Here is a 20,115-nt window from a genome sequence, read left to right as displayed (position 1 = left end):
TTAACTTCCTTTGATCAGATTTTCAGCGACCGCCTATTTTCCTGATGCCAATCACTCAGTCTGCCTCCGACCAATTCACCCAACTCGTCCGCCAGCGGACACGTAAGTCGCATGATGAACTGGAGCATATCATGTCTGCTCGACTGAGTTGCTCCGAGTTGACTGTCTATCGGCAGTGGCTGCTTGAGTTGTTCTCAGTCTGGGCCCCTTTGGAGCAGTGTTTGCATGATTCCAGTTTATTTTCCGAGCACCCGTATCTGAAACTGCTGTTAAGATCGGAGCGCTTGCAGGAAGATTTGGGCGTGCTCTTTGGCGATGACTTTAAGGCTGAGGGTGTGCGGTATGCTGATTTTTCTGAAATCAAGTCAACGCCAGCATCGCTCTATGGGCTGGCCTACGTGTGGGCTGGCTCAATCCATGGCGCTCAGGTATTGGCGCAGCGTTTGCGCAATGGCTTGAGTTTGACGGCGTCCACTGGCGGAAGTTTTTTCATGTTGGATGATCCCCAAGCCTGCCGCGCGGCCCTGATGCGTTTCTATGGCTGGTTAGACGAAAATCTATCTGCAGTTGAGGCGTCGTCTGCGGTGGAATCCGCCCAGCAAACTTATCAAATTTTCCTCGATTGGTATCAACGCCCCTAGGGATGGAATCGGAACTGGACCCCAAACTACTGACTGATTGCGACAAGGAACCAATCCATTTGCTGGGCGGCGTGCAGCCGCATGGTGTCATGATGGTGCTGGATGCGAAGGACTACCGCATCCTCCGGGTATCTGCGAATGTTGCGGACGTCTTTGGCATCGAGCCCGACACCTTGCTGGGCCAGTGCGTGCTCCGTTATGTGGAAGACGCCAATCGCGATGACTTAATTTATCGTCTGTCGAATGCCGCTCGCAACTATGCGAACCCGATGGGGATTACGCTCAATCTGCCACGCGGCAAAGCGCCGTTCGATTGCATCGGGCATTTTAATGATGGGGACATCGTGCTGGAATTCGAGAATCCCGGCGAGCGCGCCCACTACTACGCACAAGGTTTTTCCGAGCACTATGAGCTGACGCAGAAGTGCCTTTCCTACATTACTGGTTGCGATTCGATGGTCAATGCGGCGCACTTCATCTGCGAGCAGGTGAGGGAGGCCACGGGCTTCGATCGTGTCATGTTTTATCGCTTTGAGCCGGAAGGACATGGCGAAGTGGTCGGCGAGGCTAAGCGGGGTGACCTGGAGGCTTTTTTGGGGCTGCATTATCCGGCAACCGATATTCCGAGGCAGGCCCGCAAACTTTATCAGCGCAACTGGATCCGCCTCATCTACGACATACACGCCGAGCCCGCAGCGTTGCTGCCTGCCGACCTGCCAATCATGGACATGAGTGATTGCGTGCTCCGCTCGGTGTCTCCGGTGCACATTCAATACTTGAAGAACATGGATGTCACGGCCTCGATGTCGGTGTCTCTCATGAATGGGCCGGAGCTGTGGGGCCTAATTGCCTGTCACCACTATTCAGGCCCGATGTTTGTGCCGTACACCACGCGCCTATCGTGCGTTTACCTGGGGCAACTCGTTTCCGCCCAGATGGCGACCAAGCTCAAGCACGAGGAGTCGGAGCAGGTTGCTCAACGTCGGCACAGCCTGATCGCGTTGGGTAAAGCAATATCCGACTGCGATTCCCTGGCGGAAGCGTTGCAGGCGAACGCCACGCCGCTGCTCAAGGCGGTGCGCGCGGATGGCTTCACCCTCTGGGCGGATGGTGCGACGCTCTCGGTTGGGACCACGCCGGAGGACGGATTTTTCGAAGCCTTGAAGTGGGGGCATTTGGAAGGCGCGGCAAAGTTTTCCCAAAGTATTCAGGCGGACTTCCCGGTGGCGGCGCAGCGGTCGGGTAGTTGCGCCGGGCTGGCGATGCTGCCGCTTGGCGCGGATTGGAAGCTGACCTTTTATCGGGTGGAGCGCGTACAGGAAATCCGTTGGGCCGGGCGCCCGGAGGAGGAGGGTGCGGTCAAGCCGCTGACTCCGCGCAATTCGTTTGAGGAGTGGAAGGAAATGGTCAAGGGGCAGTCTGAGGCCTGGACAGAGGCGGATGTGTCGATCGTCGAGGATTTGCAGTCATGGCTCATGGCTTTTGTCATCAAGCGCAACGACGAATTAAACCGCCTGAATGACCAGCTACTCGCGAAGAATGAAGAGATCGAGCAGTTTACGTATTCTGTTTCGCACGACTTGAAATCGCCTTTGGTGACGATCAAGGCGTTTTCGGGCGCGTTGATGGAAGACGTCGCCAAAGGGCAGTTTGAGAGCGCGCAGGACAACCTGCAGCGCATTCAGCGCGCCAGTGATCGCATGGCGGAGTTTATCGAGGAGCTGCTGGCGTTTTCGCGTATCGGGGCCAAGGGAAAAGTTACCGCCATCAACTTGGATGAACTTGTCTCAGACATCTTGGTCGACCTGGAAATCAAGATCCGGGAGGCGGGCGCTGAGATCGTCTGTCAGCCAGATTTGCCCGATTGCCACGGTTGCTATGGGGAGATTTCGCGCTTGTTTCAGAACCTCGTGGACAACGCTTTGAAGTATGGTTGCACCGCCGAAAAGCCGCGCATTGAGATTCTGGGCGAGGTGGATGCGGACCACTGCGTCTACCGTGTTCGGGATAACGGGGCCGGGATAAAACCGAAGTATCATCAGCGGATTTTCCGCCTGTTCCAACGGCTTGATTCAAAAACGCGCGGCTCGGGCGTTGGGCTGGCGTCCGTGTTGAAGATTGCGCAGCGGCATGGCGGCAGTTGCGGGGTGATCTCCGAACCCGGAGAAGGCGCTGAGTTTTGGATCAAGCTACCCGTAATCAATGAGTGAGCCGAATACAGAAGAAGTCCGGTTCAAGCTGCTGCTGGCCGAAGATGAGGATGACCACGTCTGCCTCGTCGAACGCAGTCTGGAAAGTGCGCCAATTTCTGTGCAACTGACGCGGGTGCGCGATGGGGCCGAGGCGCTGGATTGCCTGTTCAAGCGAGGGGACTTTGCCAACGCTGAGACGCCAGACCTCCTGCTGCTAGATTTGAAGCTGCCCGGCATGAGCGGGTTCGAACTACTGGAGGAGATCCGTGAGACGCCACGTTTTGCGGCGTTGCCCACCGTCGTTTTTTCAACGTCCAACGCCCGGCACGATGTCGAGCGCGCCTATCAACTGGGCGCCAATTCATACCTGAAAAAGCCCATGGAATTTGCTGATTTCCGGCAGATGGTTAGCGTGCTTTGTGTGTATTGGGGAGTCTGGAACCAAGCCACGCCATTCGATTCAACAGAGTAATGAGAAGCAAATACAACGTGTTTGTCGTCGAGGACAATGACGACCATTTCGACATCATCAGAGGGCTGCTCTCGGCAAACCAGATGAATGTGAAGTCCCTGGTTCGTGCTCAGTCTTCAGCCGAGGCGGATCGCCTGTTGAAGGAAAACAATTTCGACGTGATCCTGCTGGACCTGAGTCTTCCCGACAGCTCGCCGATGGAAACCATCGACTTGGCCACGGCTTATGCGCCGAACACCGCGATCATTGTCCTGACTTCACTCTCGGAAGACGACTTGATTGAGCGCGCTCTTGCCGCCGGGGCTCAGGACTACATCGACAAATACTCCCTGGACAGCAACACGCTGGAGAAATCCATTACCCACGCCGTTGAGCGAAAGCGCATCCTCTGTCAGTTGGCGCATAAAAATCAGGAGTTGGAGCGCTTTGGAAGCCTGTTGGCGCACGAGATCGCCAATCCCGTGCAGACGATGGCGACGGCGCTTTGGCTGGCGCAGGACGCACTGCCGGCGGAAGCCAATCCAGACATTCGGGACGCCATCCAACTGGGCGTTAAATCCGGCGAACACCTCCGCCAGTTAATCAGTGACTTGCTGAAGCTGACGACAGAAGACAGCTTGGAGCGCATCAGTTGGGTCGATTTAAATCAGGTTGCCACTGAGGTTATTCAATATTGCCTGCTCCTGCATCCAAGCAAGGACTACAGCATCGAAATCATGGGCGACCTGCCGCGTGTCGTCGCGAGTGAAACGATCATTAAGCAGGTCCTGCAAAACCTGTTGGTCAACGCCATTCGCTATCGACGGGATGCGTTTCTGGAGATCAAGATTTACGGAGAATTGCACGATGGCGAGCACCGGATCTTCATCAGTGACAACGGGCAGGGCATCGCACGTGAGGATCAGGAAAAGATTTTCAGCATGTTCTACCGCCATCACTCCAGCGTCGGCAAGGGCATTGGCTTGGGCTTTTGCCGTCGCGTGCTGGAGAAGCACGGAGGTAAGCTCTGGGTGGAGTCGGAGGTCGGCGCTGGCAGCACCTTCTGCTTCTCGCTTCCCCAAAAGCATGACGAGCCGGTTTTGGAGATGACATAAATCCCATCATTTTGGCAAAGTGATTGACGGCCTCCCTGGTTGGTGGCTTAAACATGCCCTGCAATGGCTGACGCATCCACTGGTGAAACTCCCTCCTCCCCGAAATATCAACGCATCGTCTTAAAACTGAGCGGCGAGGCGTTAGGCGATCGTGCTTCTGGCGATACGATCAGCGGGGAAATCCTCCAGCGCATCGCGCTTGAAATTAAAAAAGTTCACGACCTCGGCGTGCAAGTCTGCCTCGTTGTGGGCGGCGGCAACATTTTCCGCGGCAAGCTTGGCGCGGCGAGTGACCAAAAGGTCGACCGCACCACGGGCGACTTCATGGGCATGATGGCGACGATGATCAATGGGCTCGCGCTGATGGACTGCCTCGAAAAGAACGGCGTACCCGTCCGCGTGCAAAGCGCGTTGCACATCGAGGAAGTCGCCGAGCCATTCATTTTGCGTCGTGCGATTCGTCACTTGGAAAAAGGCCGCGTGGTCATCTTTGTGGCGGGCACCGGGAATCCGTATTTCTCCACCGACACCACTGCCGCGTTGCGCGCGAGTGAAATCGGCGCCGATGTCATCATGAAGGCGACCAAGGTTGACGGCATTTATGACTCCGACCCGGTGAAGAATCCAGACGCCAAGAAGTTCGATAACATTACCTTTATCGATGCGTTGAAGAATCAATATGCGGTCATGGATTCGACGGCGTTCTCGCTCTGTCTGGACAACGAGATGCCGATCATCGTCTTCGACATGAACGAAAAAGATAGCATTCTGCGCGCAGTCAGTGGCGAGGCGATCGGCACGCTGGTGAGCTAACTGCACGTTGCGAAACTCGCGTCTAGTTGAGTTCGGTCGCGCTTCTGCGCTTTACACCGTGAGTAAACCGGATTGAAATCCTCGGCATGGACCCTGATGAAATTTTAATGATCGCGACTGACGGCATGAAGAAGGCTGTCGATCACACCCTGCACGAATTCAGCACGATTCACACCGGCAAGGCCTCGCCCGCCATGGTGGAAACCGTGCAAGTGGACGCCTACGGCAGCATGATGGCGCTCAAGGAAGTCGCTGCGATCACCACGCCGGACGCGCGCACGATCAGCGTTCAGCCTTGGGATAAATCGGTCATCAAGAGTGTTGAGGCCGCATTGCTGAAGGCGAACCTCGGCTTTACGCCCAACATCATGGGCGACAAGATTTTCTGCCCGTTGCCCGAGCTTTCCAAGGAGCGTCGCAAGGACCTCGTGAAGATGTGCCACAACCTTGCAGAGCAGGGGAAAGTGGGTGTTCGTTCGGCCCGTCGTGACGCGATGGACGCCGTGAAGCAGTCGGAGAAGGACAAGGAAATTTCCGAAGACGACCGCAAGCTTTACGAAAAGGAAATCCAGTCCGAGACCGACAAGTTCACCAAGGAAATCGAAGAGCACCTGAAGAGCAAGGAAGCCGAGCTTCTCAAGGTGTAGCGAATGTGGAGCGTGGAATGCCGAGTGCGGATTAATCGCCGCCTACTCATCGCATTTCCGCACCGGTTATTTATTGCAGCTTGGTGGGTTTCATCGCCAAGCTGCTTCTTTCCATGTCTGAACCATTCCGCAATCCGCATTCCGCAATCCGCAACGTTAAGCGGGTCGTCGTTAAGCTCGGCACGGGTATATTGACGTCCACCGTGGGGCGTCTGGATGCTGCGTGTTTGGAGCAGATTGCCGCGCAGATTGCCGAGATGCGGCAGCGTGGACTGGAGGTCATCGTGGTCAGCTCGGGCGCGGTGGGCTTGGGCATGGGGCGCCTTGGTTTGACGCAGCGTCCCAGTCGCTTGGCGGAGCAGCAGGCCTGCGCGGCGGTTGGGCAGAGCATCCTGACGGAGACTTGGCAGGGCGCCTTCACGCCGCATGGCATCATCGTGGCGCAGTTACTTTTGACGCGCGATGACGTGCGCGGACGCCGTCGTCATGTGGCAGTCCGCGATTTGCTCGAAGAGCTGATCAGCCAAGGCATCGTGCCGATCATCAATGAGAATGACTCGGTCAGCAAGGCGGAGCTGGAGCTGCTGGGCTTTGGCGACAATGACGTGCTCTCGTCGCTGGTCGCCAGCTTGGTGAAGGCTGATTTGCTCTCGATACTTTCCACTGCGCCCGGCGTGATTGATCGGGCGGGCACGGGTGAAGTGATTCCGTTTATTGAGCGGATTACGGCGGACATTGAGGCGCTGGCTGGTGGGTCGGAGAGCGTGACTGGCACCGGCGGCATGGTGACTAAGCTTGAGGCCGCGCGCATCGCAACGATGTCGGGGGCCGCCGTGTTCATTGGCTACGGCAAAGAACCGAATATTTTGCTGAAGCTGCTGGATGGCAAGGCGAGCGGGACCATTTTTGCGCCGGGCGAACAAGCGCTCAATGCAAGGCATCGCTGGATTGCGCATTTTCAGGAATCCCACGGACTGCTCACGGTGGACGTTGGCGCGGCGAAAGCTTTGCGGGAAAAGGGCAGCAGTCTGTTGGCCAAGGGAGTGGTGCGGGCAGAGGGCGACTTTGATTCAGGCGACGTGGTCAGTGTTGCCGACCCGGAGGGCGTGGTCTTTGCACGGGGCGTGGCCCACTTTGATCAAGCGACTTTGCTGCCGCTCTTGGGCAAGAGCAACGCGGAGATCGCCCAAGCCCACCCAGAGTTGACCCGGCTGGAAGTGATCCACCGCGACGAGCTGGTGCTGATTCGGCGTTAAAAAGGCTTAGGCGTCTTGGTGAAAACAACCGAGGCTATGTCAGCGCAACAACCGCTGCTATGTTCGGGCAACAAAGCATGCTATGTTGGGGAAACAACCGAGCGGTTGTTTTGCTAACACAGCATAAGGCTTTTCCAAAACATAGCATAAGGCTTTTTGAAAACAACCGAGTAGGCTTTTTCAAAACATAGCATAAGGCTTTTGGGAATAGCTGGATTGGCGGCCGGGTAATTATCACCGCCAGCAGTGCCGGACGGCCGAACTTGCGCCAGTAGGGGGGGCGGAAATGCTGTCCGTTCAGGATGACGGGCGTCGCCAGTCGTTGAAAACACTATCTAAGCGTTGGCTGTGTTGCCGTCACTATCGGCGTCGAACTCGCTGACGATCGCTTCTTCATCTTCGAAGACCTCGTCGTCTTCAGGCGTCAGGATGCGCTTTTCACAGCGGATTTCACCGTAATTGTTGTCCTGAAAGACGATCAGCTTCTTCAAGCGGGTGAGCTCCAATACCGCAAGGAAGGTCGAAACGAGCATGTTGATGCCGTAAGATTTGCCCTCGAAAAGCTCGGTAAACTTGAAGTCGTCTTTGGTCTCGATCAACGTGAGGATGTATTCCATCCGATCCGCGACGGAGACTTGTTCGTCATTGATTTCGCCGGATTTCATGCCCTCGGCCAACCGGCGAAGGACCATGTTGAAGGAGTTCCAGAGCTCGATTTTATCAGTGGGCTTGAGGGGGCGCGATTCCTTTTGGTCGTTGGACTCCCGGTAAATGCGCGGTATCAAGTCCTGCTGTTGCTCCACAAGGTCCTGCAGTTGGTAGGAGGCTTCCTTGAACTTCTTGTATTCGAGGAGCTGTTGAACCAGTTCCCAGCGTGGGTCGGCCTCTTCTTCCTCTTCGACAGCTTGCTTGATCTGCTCGTTGGTGGGCAGAAGCATGCGGCTCTTAATGTACATCAGCGTGGCAGCCATGACAAAGAAGTCGCCCGCGACCTCGAGATTGAGCTGCTCCATGGACTTCAACACATCCAGGTATTGCTTTGTGACTCGCTCGATGGGGATATCGTAGATATCGATTTCGTTCTTACGAATCAGGAACAAGAGCAGATCCAGCGGGCCCTCGAATACGGGCAGGCGTATCGCTAGCTCCGAGGCAGGTCCCAAGGCTCCATCCTGAACTTGTGCACTGGCGTCAATCACGCAGGCAGTGGATAGAAATGCCGCCTAAAACACAATGTGAAAGACTTCTATTCTTCGATGATGAAGTAGAAGGTCTTTTCACCTTGAATGAACATCTGCCCGGTGGATGTGTCCCCATCGTCCACGCCAGAGTCAATTTGCTGAATCAGGCTGTCATCCACTTCGTAGTTGGCAACGCCGATCGCGAATAGGTAATTGGTTGCGTCTACGGCCCAGTTTCCGCCAATGACAGTACGGCCATCAATGACATCGCCACGGATATAGTCATAGAAGTCTGCGGCCGGACCGCCGCCTTCACCAATTGGGTAGTGGCCTTCTTCAAGACTGTAGCGGTTGATGGCTTCTTTGACTGCACGGAAGTCGTTTAGGAAGGTCGCAACTCGCGTGCGTTCCCGAACTGCCTTGAAGCCAGGAATTGCCATGGCAAGCATCACACCAATGATGATCACCACGATCATGATTTCGAGAAGGGTGAACCCCTGGCGGCGTGACGTTGAGGAGATTTTCATGGCAAACTACACAGACTTATCAGCTGCCATCTAAGGTGATTTCTGTAGGTTTGTCCAGTAAAATCCCCGGGGAGTTATTAACAGTGCTTAAAACGTTAACAAGCGGACTCTAACCTTGGCCTGAAAACCATCTTCACGAGTGGCGCCTTGCAGGTAGCCGATGATGAACTCAATGTCCCAGGAGTTCGCAAATCGCGTCTGCCAGCTGTAGTATTGCTCAACCAGTTCGCTGATCTCGGCGTCGACGCGCCATTCAGCGCGCAGCGTGTTGCGTTCGTTGATTCGGTATTCGCCGCCCAGCAGGTATTGCTCAATGTCGTTGCCAATGTCCTTCACCATGTTGGTGCCGCCATAGAATTGCCATTCTTCGCCGTCAACAATCGTGGTGCGGGTGCTGAGCTGGGCGAGGCTGGGCGAGTTCGGGTCGACCCGGATGAAGATCGACGAGGCCAGCCAGTAGGCCGGGCGGACGGTTAGCTCGGTGTAAATGTCGGAGGCAAAGCGTTCTCCCTGGCGAATGAATGGGCGGTACGGGGCGTTGAGGATGACTTCGTTCGGGCGTTGGTCGAAGCGGAATTCGTGGTAAATATTGAACTCCGCCAGATCGTAGGAACCGTAGCCTTTGGCGCGGGTTTGCAGGGAGTTTTCCAGACCGTAGCGAATGGTATTCTCGGCGTAGAGGTCGTCGATGTTGCGCTTGTTGGCGAGGCCCAGGGGATCGAGGTAGGTTTCGAACGGCGAACTCACATCGACCTTGGGGATGAGCGTATTGCCCGCGTCTGCGCCGGGGATGTAGCGATACTGGACGACCGGCTTCATGATGTGACGCAGGCCGTCAATTTCCCAGAAATCGTTTTTCACGTTCCAGTGACCGGTGATGAGCGCCTCCAGGTCGATGCCGACTTCGCCGAGGACGCGGGTGTAGGAGCCACTGTGGTTGTAGGTGTCCCAGTAATTCGTCAGCATGCCGCCGATGACTGGCGTCGCCGTGGCCCATTCGGTGAGTTTGGTGGGGCGCTTGAGTCCGTAGTAGGCATTGAAGCGGTTGGAGGTGGTTTCTTCAAAGAGGCCAGTGGGGGACTTTTCCACGAGGGAGACGAAATCGACGTCGGCTCGCTGGTAAACGCCGGTTTCGAAGACTTCGGTTGGCAGCAGGTTGAAGCTGATTTCCGGCATGCGCTGGGCGACGTCTTCCCAGGCGTTGGGCTGGTAGCGGATGAAACCGCCGAACACGTAGTTCTCACCACGGTAACTGGCGGACGCCCAGTTATCCGGGATTTGGTTGTCGTAAAAAAGGCCGTCGCGGAAGTCGCGGGTTACCTCGGAGTCCGACCACCAACTGGTGGTGTTGGCGAGGTCGATATTGCCGTTTATCTCGCCAAGGTGGCGCCACTCGATGAAGTTACGGCTGCGGTTGATGGGCTGGCCAAGCGTGTCGACGCCGAGGTCGCTGCTGCTGCCCAAGTCGTAGATGAAACCGGTGTCGACGTAGCCTGACTGGTAATTCCCGGGCGTGCCTTTTTCTTTAAACCAGTTGTACTTGGTCACCGGGCCGCCCAGGAAACCGCGCTCGGTGTAGCCGTCGAAGTTGGCGCCAAGCTTCACTTCGGGGTAGAGCCGCACGAGGGCGGTGTTTTGGACGAATGCGCCGAGGCTCTTTTGGTACCCAATGTCGCCGCGGTAATCGATGGGCGAGTCTTCCTCAATATTCTGCTCGAAGTAGGGCAGGTAAAAGAAGGGTGTTTCGCCGATGCGGAAAGTCGCGTCATAAACTTCGAGGACTTCGTTGTCTTTGACCAGGTAGCGATCCGCCTTTACGTTGAAGGCGTATTCATCGGGCTCCTGAAAGTAAATAGCGCCGTTGAGCACCTCGATCTCGTCGCGGCCACCCTCGATCTGATCGCCTTCGAGAAAGAGCGGATGCCGGCCCATGCGAAAGTCTCCGGCGGAAAAGCTGCTGTGAAAGTAGTCGTAAGTCGCCGTGTCGCTCAGAATGCGGAAGGCGCCGCGGGTCAACTGGACGTTGTCGTTGGCCTTGAGCGTTGAGGTGTCCTGCTCAAAAATAATTTCTTCGCTTTTGAGGACGATGTTGCCGTGGCTGAGCTCGGCGTTGCCCTTGGCGACCATGGAGTTGGTGTCCGCGTCGTATTCCTGGCTGTCGGACTCCAGCTGCGGCAGCTCCGCCTCAACCTTGGGCAATTGCGCGCCAAGGCTGCTCGTTATCATTACGCCCATCAGTAGGGGGCAGGCACCTCTGAAAATATGCAGCACGCGTGCGACGATAGGGCAGGCGCGTTACGTTTCACAAGGCTATTTGTTGCAACTTAACCGCCAACTGCCTAGCTATTTCCAAGTGACGCCTAAAAACCTGCTTGCCGATCTCCCAAATTCCCTCCCGGACGAGCTCATGGAAGACCTCGTTTGCGCGGATGGCGTGCGCATTGAGCGAATCGTCTCCACCGGCCAGTGCTCTGCGCCAGATGACTGGTATGACCAGGATGAAAACGAATGGGTGCTGCTCCTGGCAGGCGCCGCGCGCCTGGAAATCGAATGGGAAGGCGGGGAGCGCCGCACGGTAGCGCTGGGCGTGGGGGATCACTGTTACCTGCCTGCTCATCGCCGACATCGGGTTGACTGGACTGATCCGGCTCAGCCGACGGTTTGGTTGGCCGTTTGGTGGCCTGCTGGCAGGTAAATCATTTATTGCTGGGCTTTGTCTTGGATCAGGAGGGGAGGCCTTGGCTGGGGTATTTTGAGCGCTTACCTGGAACGAGGTACTGAGTGTAAGTGTTTATGAGTGAGCAAGGTCCTTGGATGTGGGTAGGGTTGATGGTGTAGTCGTCGCTTTTTTGCTTTAACTCTAGTTTGGCAACGGTAGCCTTTGGTTTACCAAGTCACACGTTAGCAATTTCCCCCACCCTTTACCAACCTGCTAATGCAAGAATCGTCATTATCCCTGGCGCTGGCGAAAGTTGTCGCTGTCGCTGCTTGGGCTGACTCTAAGGTCACGCCTGAAGAGCGTGATTGTTTAATGGATTTGCTGTATCAATTACCGGGGCTGACCCTGCAGGATTGGCGAAAAATACAAAAGTTGCTCGATCAGCCAATCAGCCCTTCGTGGCGCACACGCTATGTTAATGAACTGGTGAGGTTAGTCGATTCGGATGATTCCAAACTTTTTGCGTTGTATGCGATTGAGCGTATGGTCGAGGCCGATGGCTTCATCGTCGATAGCGAGCGCACATTGGTCCGTGAGTTTGTTGAGAAAGTGGGCGTTTTTCCATTGGATGCGTTGACGCTCCTTCAGCAAGTTTTGGAGCAACCTATGGAACGTCGCAGCCGCGCCGCCCAGTGGGCTGAGCGTGAGTTTGCGCCAATGGATGCGATCATTGCTGACCGCATCGAGGGGTGGATTGACGGCGATTTTGGCCTCGAAGACCGCACTTCATGCGAGTTACGGCGGCTATGCCTCGCGGGCATTCTGCTGGCGCGTGTGATTCATGCCGATGAAGTCATTGACGAGCGGGAGCTGGCGCTGGCGATTGAGTTCCTGATGGACCAGTGGAAACTGGAGCGCGAGCAGGGGGAGTTCATCATGATCGTTTCGCTCTCTGACTCGATCAGCGAAATGGACTCCTTGCGGGTTAGCCGTTGGCTGTTCGAGGAAACCACGTTGAGAGAGCGCCGCCGTTTCCTGCAACTGCTGTTCGAAGTTGCGATCTGCGATGGTGAATTAACCGCCAGCGAAGTTGACGAAATCATGCAAATATGCGCCAACTTACGGCTGGATCATTTGGATTTTCAGCGCTACCTGGAATACGCCACCGAGCGACTGGGAGAAGCTGTTTAAGGCGCTTACTGGCTGACTGGCGCGCTGATGATATCGATGATCTGGCGTGTCTTTTTCGTGACTCGGTAAATCTCGTCTTCGATTTGCACATCTTCAGTGCCGGCTGGGTGAGGGATCTTCTCGGCAATGTCCTTGGGTAATGGGCGTGCGTGGTCAAAGATGTCGTTGGGGATGACGTCGCCTAACCCCAGTTTCTTCTGCCAGCCGGGTGGCAAGTCTCCGCCTCGGGCAACCTTCTTCTGTAAGCCAGGTGGCAGCGAGCTTTTGTTTTTCCAACTGCCTTTATTTTCCTTGAGGTAAGTATCGAGGATGCCCTTGGACTTGGCGTCAAAACCATCCTTTTTCTGCATTTCCTTGGCGAGTTCCTTTTGCAACTTCGCCTTCTCGTTGGCGTCTTCCTCGTTCAGGAGTTGCTGCTCTTTAGCGATTTCCTGCTCAACGTACTGATAGCTGGATTCGTTGGCTGCATTGCCGACATCTGCTGGTTTGCCTTTGTCAGTAGGTTTGTCGGCGAAGAGGGGAGCAGTGAAAATGAGCGCCGCGCTGGCGGCCATGGCGATGACTTGGAGTTGTTTCATAGTGCGAGGCTAGCTGGCCGTTGCGAAATGGCAATTTTTTGCTGCGCTCAGTCTTCGGCATAAAGGTTTAACACGGATTTCTGACTGAGGCGCTGGAAGGCCCATAATTGCAATGGACATTCGCGCGGAGACTGCTAGCGTTTCCCGTTTTCATGAATCCCGTACTCAAACTGATCCTCGAAGGCGAGCCCTTGACCACCGCGCAAATGGGCGAAGTGCTGGGCATGTCCCGCGACGAAATCGACGCCGAGCTGGAGAAGCTGCGCGCCGAGGGCGTGTTGCTGGGCTGGCGCCCGGTGCTCAACCCCGATTTCGACGGGGAAGATTGCGTGCGCGCGGTCATCGAAGTGAAAATTTCCCCTGAGCGCGATGGCGGCTTCGACCGCATTGCCGACCGCATCAGCCAATTTGACCGCGTGGAAAGCTGCTACCTGATGAGCGGCGCCTACGATTTGCTGGTCGTCATCAAGGCCCAGAGCTTGCAGCGCGTGGCTTCGTTTGTCTTTGAAAAGCTGGCGACAGTCGCAGGCGTCAACTCCACGGCGACGCACTTCATGCTGCGCGCCTACAAAGAGCAGGGCCACTTGATCGCGCGCCCCGAAGAAATCGACGCCAAGCCGGCGGTTAGCCCGTAGAAGATTAAAGGAAAAAGATTAAAGGAAAAAGGGCTGGCGAAGAACGTTACTGATTCCGACCAGCCTTTTTCATTTCGTAATTCATCATTCGACATTCTTAATTTTTAGAAAACATTATGTCCTCCTCCCAAAGATTCGTCGCCAATCACGTGGCCGGGCTGCCGAAGTCCGGTATCCGTGATTTCTTTGCGATCGTATCACAGATGAAGGACGCCATTTCCCTCGGGATTGGCGAACCGGATTTTGTGACCCCATGGCACATCCGGGAAGCGGCGATTTACGCGTTGGAGAAGGGCAAAACGTCTTACACGGACAATAAGGGCCTCATCACCCTCCGCCGCGAGATCTCCAAATATGTCGAACGCTTTTTCGGCATTGGCTACAATCCGGAGAATGAAATCCTCGTCGCCGTGGGCGTGAGTGAAGCGCTGGACATCGCCCTGCGCGCGATCCTGAATCCCGGCGAAAAGGTCATCTACCACGAGCCGTGCTACGTGAGCTACAGCCCGAGCATCAAGCTCTGCCACGCTGAGGCGATTCCCGTCGCCACCAGCGCAGAGGACGATTTCGCCATCGACCCGGACAAGCTCATTGCCGCTTGGGAGCCGGGGGTGAAGGCGATCCTGCTCAACTTCCCGACGAATCCGACAGGCGGCGTCACCGAGCGCGCCAAGCTGGAGCGCATCGCTAAGTTTGCCGCCGAGAAGGACATCGTTGTCCTGGCCGACGAAATTTACGCCGAGCTCACTTACGACGGCGAACACGTCTCCATCGCGTCCTTCCCGGGCATGAAGGAGCGCACGATTTTCCTCCACGGTTTCTCCAAGGCTTTTGCGATGACGGGATTCCGCATTGGCTACGCCTGCTCCACGCCGGAGCTGGTTGAGGCGATGATGAAGGTCCACCAATACGCCATGATGTGTGCGCCGATCCTTTCGCAGGAGGCCGCGATTGAAGCTTTGAAAAACGGCGAAGAGTCCGTGCTGATGATGAAGGAAAAGTATCAGCAGCGCCGCGACTTCATTACCCGCCGCTTCAACGAAATTGGCCTGAAGTGCCACGTGCCGAACGCGACGTTCTACGCGTTCCCCTCGCTGCAAGGCACGGGCCTGAAGTCGATGGATTTCTGCCAGCAACTGCTCAAAGCCGAGAAGGTGGCCGTCGTCCCGGGCACTGCGTTTGGTCCCAGCGGCGAAGGCTTCTTCCGCGCCAGTTTCTCCAACAGCTACGAGCAACTCATCAAGGCCAGCGACGCCATCGAGCGCTTCGTCGGCACGCTGAAGCCCGCGGAGGCCGCGGCGAAATAGGACGCTGTTTTTAGCCGCGGATGAACGCGGATTGAACACGGATGCCAGCGAGGCGAATTCGGGTTATTTAAGGAGTATTGTGGAGCTGGAACTTGAAGAGATTACCAAGGAAATTATTGGAGCCGCATTCGAGGTGTACAATGAGCTTGGCTATGGTTTCCTGGAGAAGGTCTACCAGCGTGCAATGCTGGTGGAACTCGAAAAACGCAGTGTGAAGGTGGCGGCTGAAGCTCCCATTACGGTCCATTACAAAGGAGAAATTATTGGTGAATATTTCGCAGATTTATTCGTGAATGAATCCGTTGTCGTTGAGCTGAAAGTGGCGCAAAAATACAATCCCAATGACGAACCTCAGCTATTGAATGAACTCAAAGCTACCGGAATTTCAGTCGGTCTCCTGATCAATTTTGGAAAATCCAAGGTAGAATTTAAGCGTTTCGTTCGTTCGCAAAAACCCTAACGTATTCTTATTTCCATCCGTATCATCCTGCTGGCATCCGCGTTTTATCCGCGTCAATCCGCGGCTAAATAACATTTAATCGATCACAGTTCCCATGCATCCCACCCGCACCGTGGCCCTCGTCGGCCGTCCTAACGTTGGCAAGAGCCGGTTGTTTAACCGGATCCTCGGCAAACGCATTGCCATCGTGCACGACATGCCCGGCGTGACGCGCGACCTTGCCATGGCCGAGGTGGACGAGAATTTCCTGCTCATCGACACCGGTGGCATCGGCATCAAGCCGGAGATGACCCCCGCCGCCATCCACGACGCCACCGAAGAGCAGGTTGACCTCGCCATTGAGGCCGCCGAGCTAGTGCTGTTTGTCCTGGAAGGGCCGGAGGGCGTTACCGCGATCGACATCGACATCGCAGACAAGCTTCGCCGCTCCGGCAAGCAGGTGATGACCGTCGTCAACAAGATCGACAACATGCGCGAGCACAGCTACGCGGACTTCCACAAGTTGGGCTTTCGCGACGTGATGGGCGTCTCCGCTGAGCACGGGCAGGGCGCGCGCGAACTCTTTGACTCAATCTGCGAGTTTCTTGGCCCCAAGCCGGAGAAGGAAGTGGTCGATGAAGGGCGCCGCATCAAAATTTGCCTCTGCGGTCGCCCCAATGTAGGCAAGTCCTCGCTCGGTAATGCTTTGCTGAAGGCCCCACGCCTGATCGTCAGCGATATTGCGGGCACGACGCGCGACGCGATCGAGCACGAGCTGGACTACACATCACGAACCGGGGAAAAATGGAATTTCCGCCTGATCGACACCGCTGGCATGAAGCCGAATCGCAAGCTGGGCTCGTCGCTGGATTACTTTTCCAATCTGCGCAGCTCAGGCGCCATTGAGCGGACCGACGTGGCATTCCTGGTCCTCGATGCGCTGACTGGCGTGGCCAAGCACGACAAGAAGATTGCGGGCGACATCGCCGAAGCCGGCGTCGGCCTCGTGGTCGTGGTCAACAAGTGGGATCTCGCGCTGGAGCAGTGGAAAGAGAACCCGCTGAGGGGTTACGATAGCGAGAAGGAATTCCGTAAAGCTTTTGCTGACGCCGTTCGCGAAGAGCTGTTCTTCTTGCCGGATTCACCCATTCTGTTCACGTCGGCGAAAACCGGCTACAATATCGAGGAAATTCTCAAGAGCGGCGTGATGGTCGACACCACGTTGGGGCTCGAATTGCCCACGGCGAAGGTGAATAAAACACTCACCGATCTACTCGAACGCCAGAAGCCGAAAATTGTCCAGGGTCGCCGTTTCAAGGTTTACTACGGTTTGCAGGTAGCGTCGCGTCCTTTTAAAATCCGCTTGTTCTGCAATCGTGAAGAAAAGCTGGATGACAGTTACCTGCGCTACCTCGAAAATGGCTTCCACAAAGCTTTCCGTCTGGAAGGCTGTCCGGTGCGTTTTGATTTACGCGGGAAATCGGATAAAAACCCGTATTATACGCCTAACACTTCCCCGAACAAGGGCCATAATACGCTCAACAAGCACGGTAAAGGCACGTCGCGCAAGCCCGTCCGCAAAGGCAAAAAGTAAGCAACGCGCCGTTGCATCCATATTTATTACCCGAAGGGTAGAGGGGGGCTGGGAGACTATTCGACGTTTTCCTGAAAGCCTTCCAGCTCAATCACTATTTCCTGAAAGAGCGGATGCTCGCGAAGGTCTTTAAAATCTGGGTCATCCAGCAGCCAGGTGACGTCACGGTAACCAAGCTCGACCGCTTGACGCAGGGAGTTTAAAGCCTCGTCATTGCGTTGTTTGAGCGCCAGAGAACAGGCCAGATTGTAATGCGCGTTGGCGTTTTTGGGCTGTAAGTCTACGAGGCAACTGTCCATGCGCAGGCTGTCGTCGACCTGTCCAAGGTCTGAGTAGAGACTGCCTAGTATTTCAACGACTTCTGGGTCGGTTGGATTCCGACGGTGCACGCCCTCGAAGAATTCAATTTCGAAGCTGTGGTCTTCCTCGGCCATTGGGGCAGCTTACTTCTTTTCGGGCAGTTTTCGGGCAGTCACTTGCAAGCGCATGGCGACGGGCTCCATGCCGAGGCGCTCGCAGACTGTTTTGCCATACCACTCCATGAAAGGGGCGTCGACTTCGTAGATCTTGTCGTTGTCGGCGTCGATGACTTGGGCCTGAAAGGTGCGCGTTTCGCGATTGGCGAGGTAGTATTTATTGTCCAGGCCTACATCGACTTCGCGTATCATGCCGCTTTCGACCAGGATTGGGAGCGATCGGTAAACCGTTGCGCGGGAGACGGATGAGTCGATTTTGCGAGAGCGATCAAGGAGATCCTCTGCGGTGTAATGGTCATCCGCGCCATAGGCGGCGTCAAAGATGGCGATCCGCTGATTGGTGACGCGCAAACCCTTACTGGTCAGAAATTGCTGAAATGTTTCACGGGGGCTGTCTAGGCTCATTTCACTGGCAATAGTCATACTCATGGTTTTATTTTTATTGAGACTAATTTGAGACATTGGGGGCGTGCGTCAATGTATAAACTGTAAAAATCTCGACCTTCATTATTAAGGGCATTTGTGCACCATTGAAATGCGTTTGGTAGTTGACGCGCATCACATTGCGGGCAAGATGTTTACTTACAAATCGGTAATCAGCCGATGTTACGCAATACTGAACTCTCACACTAACACTATGAAGCGCACTAAGTCCCTCCTCAAAACCGTTCTGGTTCCGGGTCTGGCGATTGCGGCTTTGCTTTCTGGCTGTGGCACCACGGCAGGCAGCAAGCCCGCACCGCAACCACAGACTGCGGCTCCCGCACCGACACCAGCACCGAGCTACGCACGTACGTCCGGTGACGGCTATGTCATCTACGAAGACCACCTGGTCAAGGTCACCAAGCGTTATGGCTCTGGCTCGACTGTTGGTCAGACCTATACCTACGACATCGACGTGATGGCCAAGCAGCCGGTCACGAATGTTGAAGTAGACGAGTTCCTGCCGAGCTCGGTTAAGTTCAAGGACGCCACTCCTAAGGCTTCGATGAACCAGTTTGGCATGCCCAGCTGGGACTTGGAAGCGATCGAAGCTGGCAAGACCGAGACCATCAAGGTCATGGTTGTCCCCAGCACCACCGGCACTTTCGACGTTTGCTCGGTCATCAAGGCTGATCCGCTTCTCTGCCTGCCGCTCTTCGTTGGCAAGCCTGAGCTGTCCATCACCAAGACTGGTCCTGCCCGCATCGAGCTGGGTGAGTCCGCCACTTGGAACATCGCTGTCAAGAACACCGGTAACGCCGCTGCTGACATGACCACGATCAAGGACGCAATGCCTGCTGAATTCACCGCTGCTGGCGCGCTCACCAAGAATGCTGGCACCCTGATGCCTGGCGACACGGCAACCTTCCAGGTTGTTGGTAAGTCCACCAAGGTTGGTAAGTTCACCAACACCGCAACCGCTACATTCGACGGCGGCGAGCCTGTCACTGCTTCCGCTCCGATTGAAGTCGTGAGCTCCGCAGTCGCCATCAGCAAGACTGGCCCGGCTGAGCAATACATCTTCGTTCCGGCTGATTACAAGATCACCGTCACCAACAAGGGTAACACCACCCTCACGGACCTCGTCGTAAGCGACAAGATTCCGGACGGCGCTGTTCTCAGCGGTAAGGTTGAAAAGAGCGGTGAAGTTTACGACATCGACACCGGCAAGACTGTCTTCATCACGCCAACCCACGACCCACGCCGCAATGTTTACGGCTACTGGCGTCCAGGCAGCCCGAACCCGCAGACCGACGACCATGCTGACCTCGTCACATGGAAGATCGCTTCGCTGGCTCCCGGCGCTTCCGAAACCTTCACGCTTACCTACACTTCGGCTAAGCCAGGCACGCTCACCAACGTTGCTGACGTGAAGACCGGTCGCGGTCTGACTGACAGCGCTTCGGCCAAGACACTGTGGAAGGCTGTTCCAGGTGTTCACACCACGCTTGCTGACTCGATCGACCCGATCCAGGTTGGCCAGCAGACGGTTTACACCATCAAGGCCCTCAACCAGTCGCCATATGAAGGCATCACGGTTACCTCGCAGGTCATCACCTTCCCGGCTAACCTGAAGATCGACAGCGTCAGCGCTGGCGGCACGGTTTCCGGTCAGACAGTTACCTTCGGCGCCGTTGACTTGGCCCCAGGTAAGGAAGTTACCCGCACGATCACCACGACTGGTGTAAGCGGCGGCACGATCACCGTTCCGATGGAAACGATGACGAACTTCCGCACAGTGCCGATCCTCGACCAGGAATCCACCACGATTTACTAAGTCGACTCGGTTAACTAAGCCAATCTTTCAAGAGCCCGCAGGATACTGCGGGCTCTTTTGTTTTTGTGATTAAAGTGAGCAAATTAAAAATTAAAGTGGAGTGTCGCAGGTAATATCGGTTCCTTGTTTTGTCCCGGATCTTTAATTTTTAAT

At 55.7% G+C, this 20,115-nt stretch carries 20 protein-coding genes; 14 read left to right on the top strand and 6 right to left on the bottom strand.

Annotated features, from left to right (window positions below):
• The first annotated feature begins 44 nt into the window (after positions 1 to 44).
• The 7 genes from RBB63_RS04400 (at position 45) to proB (ending at position 7,115) form a co-directional block, all read left to right on the top strand.
• Complete coding sequence (locus tag RBB63_RS04400; protein WP_309381478.1) at positions 45 to 641, top strand: biliverdin-producing heme oxygenase; 597 nt, start codon at positions 45 to 47, stop codon at positions 639 to 641.
• Between the two features lie 2 nt (positions 642 to 643).
• Positions 644 to 2,851, top strand: coding sequence for an ATP-binding protein (locus RBB63_RS04395; RefSeq protein WP_309381477.1), 2,208 nt, complete (start codon positions 644 to 646; stop codon positions 2,849 to 2,851).
• Complete coding sequence (locus RBB63_RS04390) at positions 2,844 to 3,305, top strand: response regulator (protein WP_309381475.1); 462 nt, start codon at positions 2,844 to 2,846, stop codon at positions 3,303 to 3,305. The genes RBB63_RS04395 and RBB63_RS04390 overlap by 8 nt, the downstream gene beginning before the upstream one ends.
• Positions 3,305 to 4,399, top strand: a complete 1,095-nt coding sequence (locus RBB63_RS04385) for an ATP-binding protein (protein WP_309381473.1) — start codon at positions 3,305 to 3,307, stop codon at positions 4,397 to 4,399. Before RBB63_RS04390 ends, RBB63_RS04385 begins: the two co-directional genes overlap by 1 nt.
• A gap of 63 nt (positions 4,400 to 4,462) precedes the next feature.
• Positions 4,463 to 5,212 (top strand): UMP kinase, encoded by a 750-nt coding sequence (pyrH, locus tag RBB63_RS04380; protein ID WP_309381471.1) that lies wholly within the window; start codon positions 4,463 to 4,465, stop codon positions 5,210 to 5,212.
• An 86-nt stretch (positions 5,213 to 5,298) separates the two neighbouring features.
• Positions 5,299 to 5,859: a ribosome recycling factor gene (gene frr / locus RBB63_RS04375; RefSeq protein ID WP_309381469.1), complete on the top strand. Its 561-nt coding sequence runs from the start codon at positions 5,299 to 5,301 to the stop codon at positions 5,857 to 5,859.
• Positions 5,860 to 5,972: 113 nt separating this feature from the next.
• Entirely contained in the window at positions 5,973 to 7,115 is a 1,143-nt protein-coding gene (gene proB, locus RBB63_RS04370) for a glutamate 5-kinase (RefSeq protein WP_309381467.1), read from the top strand.
• A gap of 335 nt (positions 7,116 to 7,450) precedes the next feature.
• Here proB and RBB63_RS04365 read toward each other — a convergent pair whose 3' ends face one another.
• The 3 genes from RBB63_RS04365 to RBB63_RS04355 form a co-directional block, all read right to left on the bottom strand.
• Positions 7,451 to 8,314 carry a segregation and condensation protein A gene (locus RBB63_RS04365; RefSeq protein WP_309381465.1) on the bottom strand — a complete coding sequence of 288 codons (864 nt, stop codon included), beginning with the start codon at positions 8,312 to 8,314 and terminating at the stop codon, positions 7,451 to 7,453.
• 47 nt (positions 8,315 to 8,361) lie between these two features.
• Positions 8,362 to 8,823, bottom strand: coding sequence for a type II secretion system protein (locus RBB63_RS04360; protein ID WP_309381463.1), 462 nt, complete (start codon positions 8,821 to 8,823; stop codon positions 8,362 to 8,364).
• Positions 8,824 to 8,910: 87 nt separating this feature from the next.
• Positions 8,911 to 11,049 (bottom strand): LPS-assembly protein LptD, encoded by a 2,139-nt coding sequence (locus RBB63_RS04355; RefSeq protein ID WP_309381461.1) that lies wholly within the window; start codon positions 11,047 to 11,049, stop codon positions 8,911 to 8,913.
• A gap of 181 nt (positions 11,050 to 11,230) precedes the next feature.
• Here RBB63_RS04355 and RBB63_RS04350 point away from each other — a divergent pair, with 181 nt between their 5' ends.
• Entirely contained in the window at positions 11,231 to 11,518 is a 288-nt protein-coding gene (locus RBB63_RS04350) for a cupin domain-containing protein (protein ID WP_343219119.1), read from the top strand.
• Between the two features lie 240 nt (positions 11,519 to 11,758).
• A complete protein-coding gene (locus RBB63_RS04345) occupies positions 11,759 to 12,673 on the top strand; it encodes a TerB family tellurite resistance protein (protein WP_309381457.1) in 915 nt (304 codons plus the stop codon).
• A gap of 5 nt (positions 12,674 to 12,678) precedes the next feature.
• Here RBB63_RS04345 and RBB63_RS04340 read toward each other — a convergent pair whose 3' ends face one another.
• Positions 12,679 to 13,251, bottom strand: coding sequence for a hypothetical protein (locus RBB63_RS04340; RefSeq protein ID WP_309381456.1), 573 nt, complete (start codon positions 13,249 to 13,251; stop codon positions 12,679 to 12,681).
• A 152-nt stretch (positions 13,252 to 13,403) separates the two neighbouring features.
• On the opposite strand from RBB63_RS04340, the gene RBB63_RS04335 reads away from it, so the two are divergent.
• The 4 genes from RBB63_RS04335 (at position 13,404) to der (ending at position 17,226) form a co-directional block, all read left to right on the top strand.
• Positions 13,404 to 13,886 (top strand): Lrp/AsnC family transcriptional regulator, encoded by a 483-nt coding sequence (locus tag RBB63_RS04335; RefSeq protein WP_309381454.1) that lies wholly within the window; start codon positions 13,404 to 13,406, stop codon positions 13,884 to 13,886.
• Between the two features lie 116 nt (positions 13,887 to 14,002).
• Complete coding sequence (locus tag RBB63_RS04330) at positions 14,003 to 15,193, top strand: aminotransferase class I/II-fold pyridoxal phosphate-dependent enzyme (RefSeq protein ID WP_309381452.1); 1,191 nt, start codon at positions 14,003 to 14,005, stop codon at positions 15,191 to 15,193.
• A 31-nt stretch (positions 15,194 to 15,224) separates the two neighbouring features.
• The gene (locus tag RBB63_RS04325; RefSeq protein ID WP_309381450.1) at positions 15,225 to 15,653 is read left to right on the top strand and encodes a GxxExxY protein; all 429 of its coding nucleotides are present in this window, start codon (positions 15,225 to 15,227) and stop codon (positions 15,651 to 15,653) included.
• A gap of 94 nt (positions 15,654 to 15,747) precedes the next feature.
• Positions 15,748 to 17,226 (top strand): ribosome biogenesis GTPase Der, encoded by a 1,479-nt coding sequence (der, locus tag RBB63_RS04320; RefSeq protein WP_309381448.1) that lies wholly within the window; start codon positions 15,748 to 15,750, stop codon positions 17,224 to 17,226.
• Between the two features lie 56 nt (positions 17,227 to 17,282).
• On the opposite strand, the gene RBB63_RS04315 is transcribed toward der, so the two are convergent.
• Together RBB63_RS04315 and RBB63_RS04310 are read right to left on the bottom strand one after the other, a co-directional pair.
• Positions 17,283 to 17,660, bottom strand: a complete 378-nt coding sequence (locus RBB63_RS04315; protein WP_309381446.1) for a tetratricopeptide repeat protein — start codon at positions 17,658 to 17,660, stop codon at positions 17,283 to 17,285.
• A 9-nt stretch (positions 17,661 to 17,669) separates the two neighbouring features.
• Positions 17,670 to 18,131: a Fur family transcriptional regulator gene (locus RBB63_RS04310; protein WP_309381445.1), complete on the bottom strand. Its 462-nt coding sequence runs from the start codon at positions 18,129 to 18,131 to the stop codon at positions 17,670 to 17,672.
• Between the two features lie 208 nt (positions 18,132 to 18,339).
• Between RBB63_RS04310 and RBB63_RS04305 the strand changes: the two genes are divergently transcribed.
• Entirely contained in the window at positions 18,340 to 19,962 is a 1,623-nt protein-coding gene (locus RBB63_RS04305) for a DUF7507 domain-containing protein (protein WP_309381443.1), read from the top strand.
• Positions 19,963 to 20,115 lie beyond the last annotated feature (153 nt).

This window comes from Cerasicoccus frondis, from assembly GCA_031296915.1.
GTDB classification, from domain to species: Bacteria; Verrucomicrobiota; Verrucomicrobiia; order Opitutales; family Cerasicoccaceae; genus Cerasicoccus; species Cerasicoccus frondis.
The sequence above is the reverse complement of the archived record's forward strand: the minus strand, read 5'-3'. Positions and strand labels throughout refer to the sequence as shown.

Bases quoted from the DNA above. Each gene is read 5' to 3' on its own strand.
- RBB63_RS04390 (WP_309381475.1), top strand. From the start codon at position 2,844: ATGAGTGAGCCGAATACAGAAGAAGTCCGGTTCAAGCTGCTGCTGGCC.
- RBB63_RS04400 (WP_309381478.1), top strand. From the start codon at position 45: ATGCCAATCACTCAGTCTGCCTCCGACCAATTCACCCAACTCGTCCGC.
- proB (WP_309381467.1), top strand. From the start codon at position 5,973: ATGTCTGAACCATTCCGCAATCCGCATTCCGCAATCCGCAACGTTAAG.
- pyrH (WP_309381471.1), top strand. From the start codon at position 4,463: ATGGCTGACGCATCCACTGGTGAAACTCCCTCCTCCCCGAAATATCAA.
- RBB63_RS04350 (WP_343219119.1), top strand. From the start codon at position 11,231: ATGGAAGACCTCGTTTGCGCGGATGGCGTGCGCATTGAGCGAATCGTC.
- RBB63_RS04355 (WP_309381461.1), bottom strand. From the start codon at position 11,049: ATGATAACGAGCAGCCTTGGCGCGCAATTGCCCAAGGTTGAGGCGGAG.
- der (WP_309381448.1), top strand. From the start codon at position 15,748: ATGCATCCCACCCGCACCGTGGCCCTCGTCGGCCGTCCTAACGTTGGC.
- RBB63_RS04385 (WP_309381473.1), top strand. From the start codon at position 3,305: ATGAGAAGCAAATACAACGTGTTTGTCGTCGAGGACAATGACGACCAT.
- frr (WP_309381469.1), top strand. From the start codon at position 5,299: ATGGACCCTGATGAAATTTTAATGATCGCGACTGACGGCATGAAGAAG.
- RBB63_RS04330 (WP_309381452.1), top strand. From the start codon at position 14,003: ATGTCCTCCTCCCAAAGATTCGTCGCCAATCACGTGGCCGGGCTGCCG.
- RBB63_RS04310 (WP_309381445.1), bottom strand. From the start codon at position 18,131: ATGAGTATGACTATTGCCAGTGAAATGAGCCTAGACAGCCCCCGTGAA.
- RBB63_RS04305 (WP_309381443.1), top strand. From the start codon at position 18,340: ATGAAGCGCACTAAGTCCCTCCTCAAAACCGTTCTGGTTCCGGGTCTG.
- RBB63_RS04345 (WP_309381457.1), top strand. From the start codon at position 11,759: ATGCAAGAATCGTCATTATCCCTGGCGCTGGCGAAAGTTGTCGCTGTC.
- RBB63_RS04360 (WP_309381463.1), bottom strand. From the start codon at position 8,823: ATGAAAATCTCCTCAACGTCACGCCGCCAGGGGTTCACCCTTCTCGAA.
- RBB63_RS04315 (WP_309381446.1), bottom strand. From the start codon at position 17,660: ATGGCCGAGGAAGACCACAGCTTCGAAATTGAATTCTTCGAGGGCGTG.
- RBB63_RS04340 (WP_309381456.1), bottom strand. From the start codon at position 13,251: ATGAAACAACTCCAAGTCATCGCCATGGCCGCCAGCGCGGCGCTCATT.
- RBB63_RS04335 (WP_309381454.1), top strand. From the start codon at position 13,404: ATGAATCCCGTACTCAAACTGATCCTCGAAGGCGAGCCCTTGACCACC.
- RBB63_RS04395 (WP_309381477.1), top strand. From the start codon at position 644: ATGGAATCGGAACTGGACCCCAAACTACTGACTGATTGCGACAAGGAA.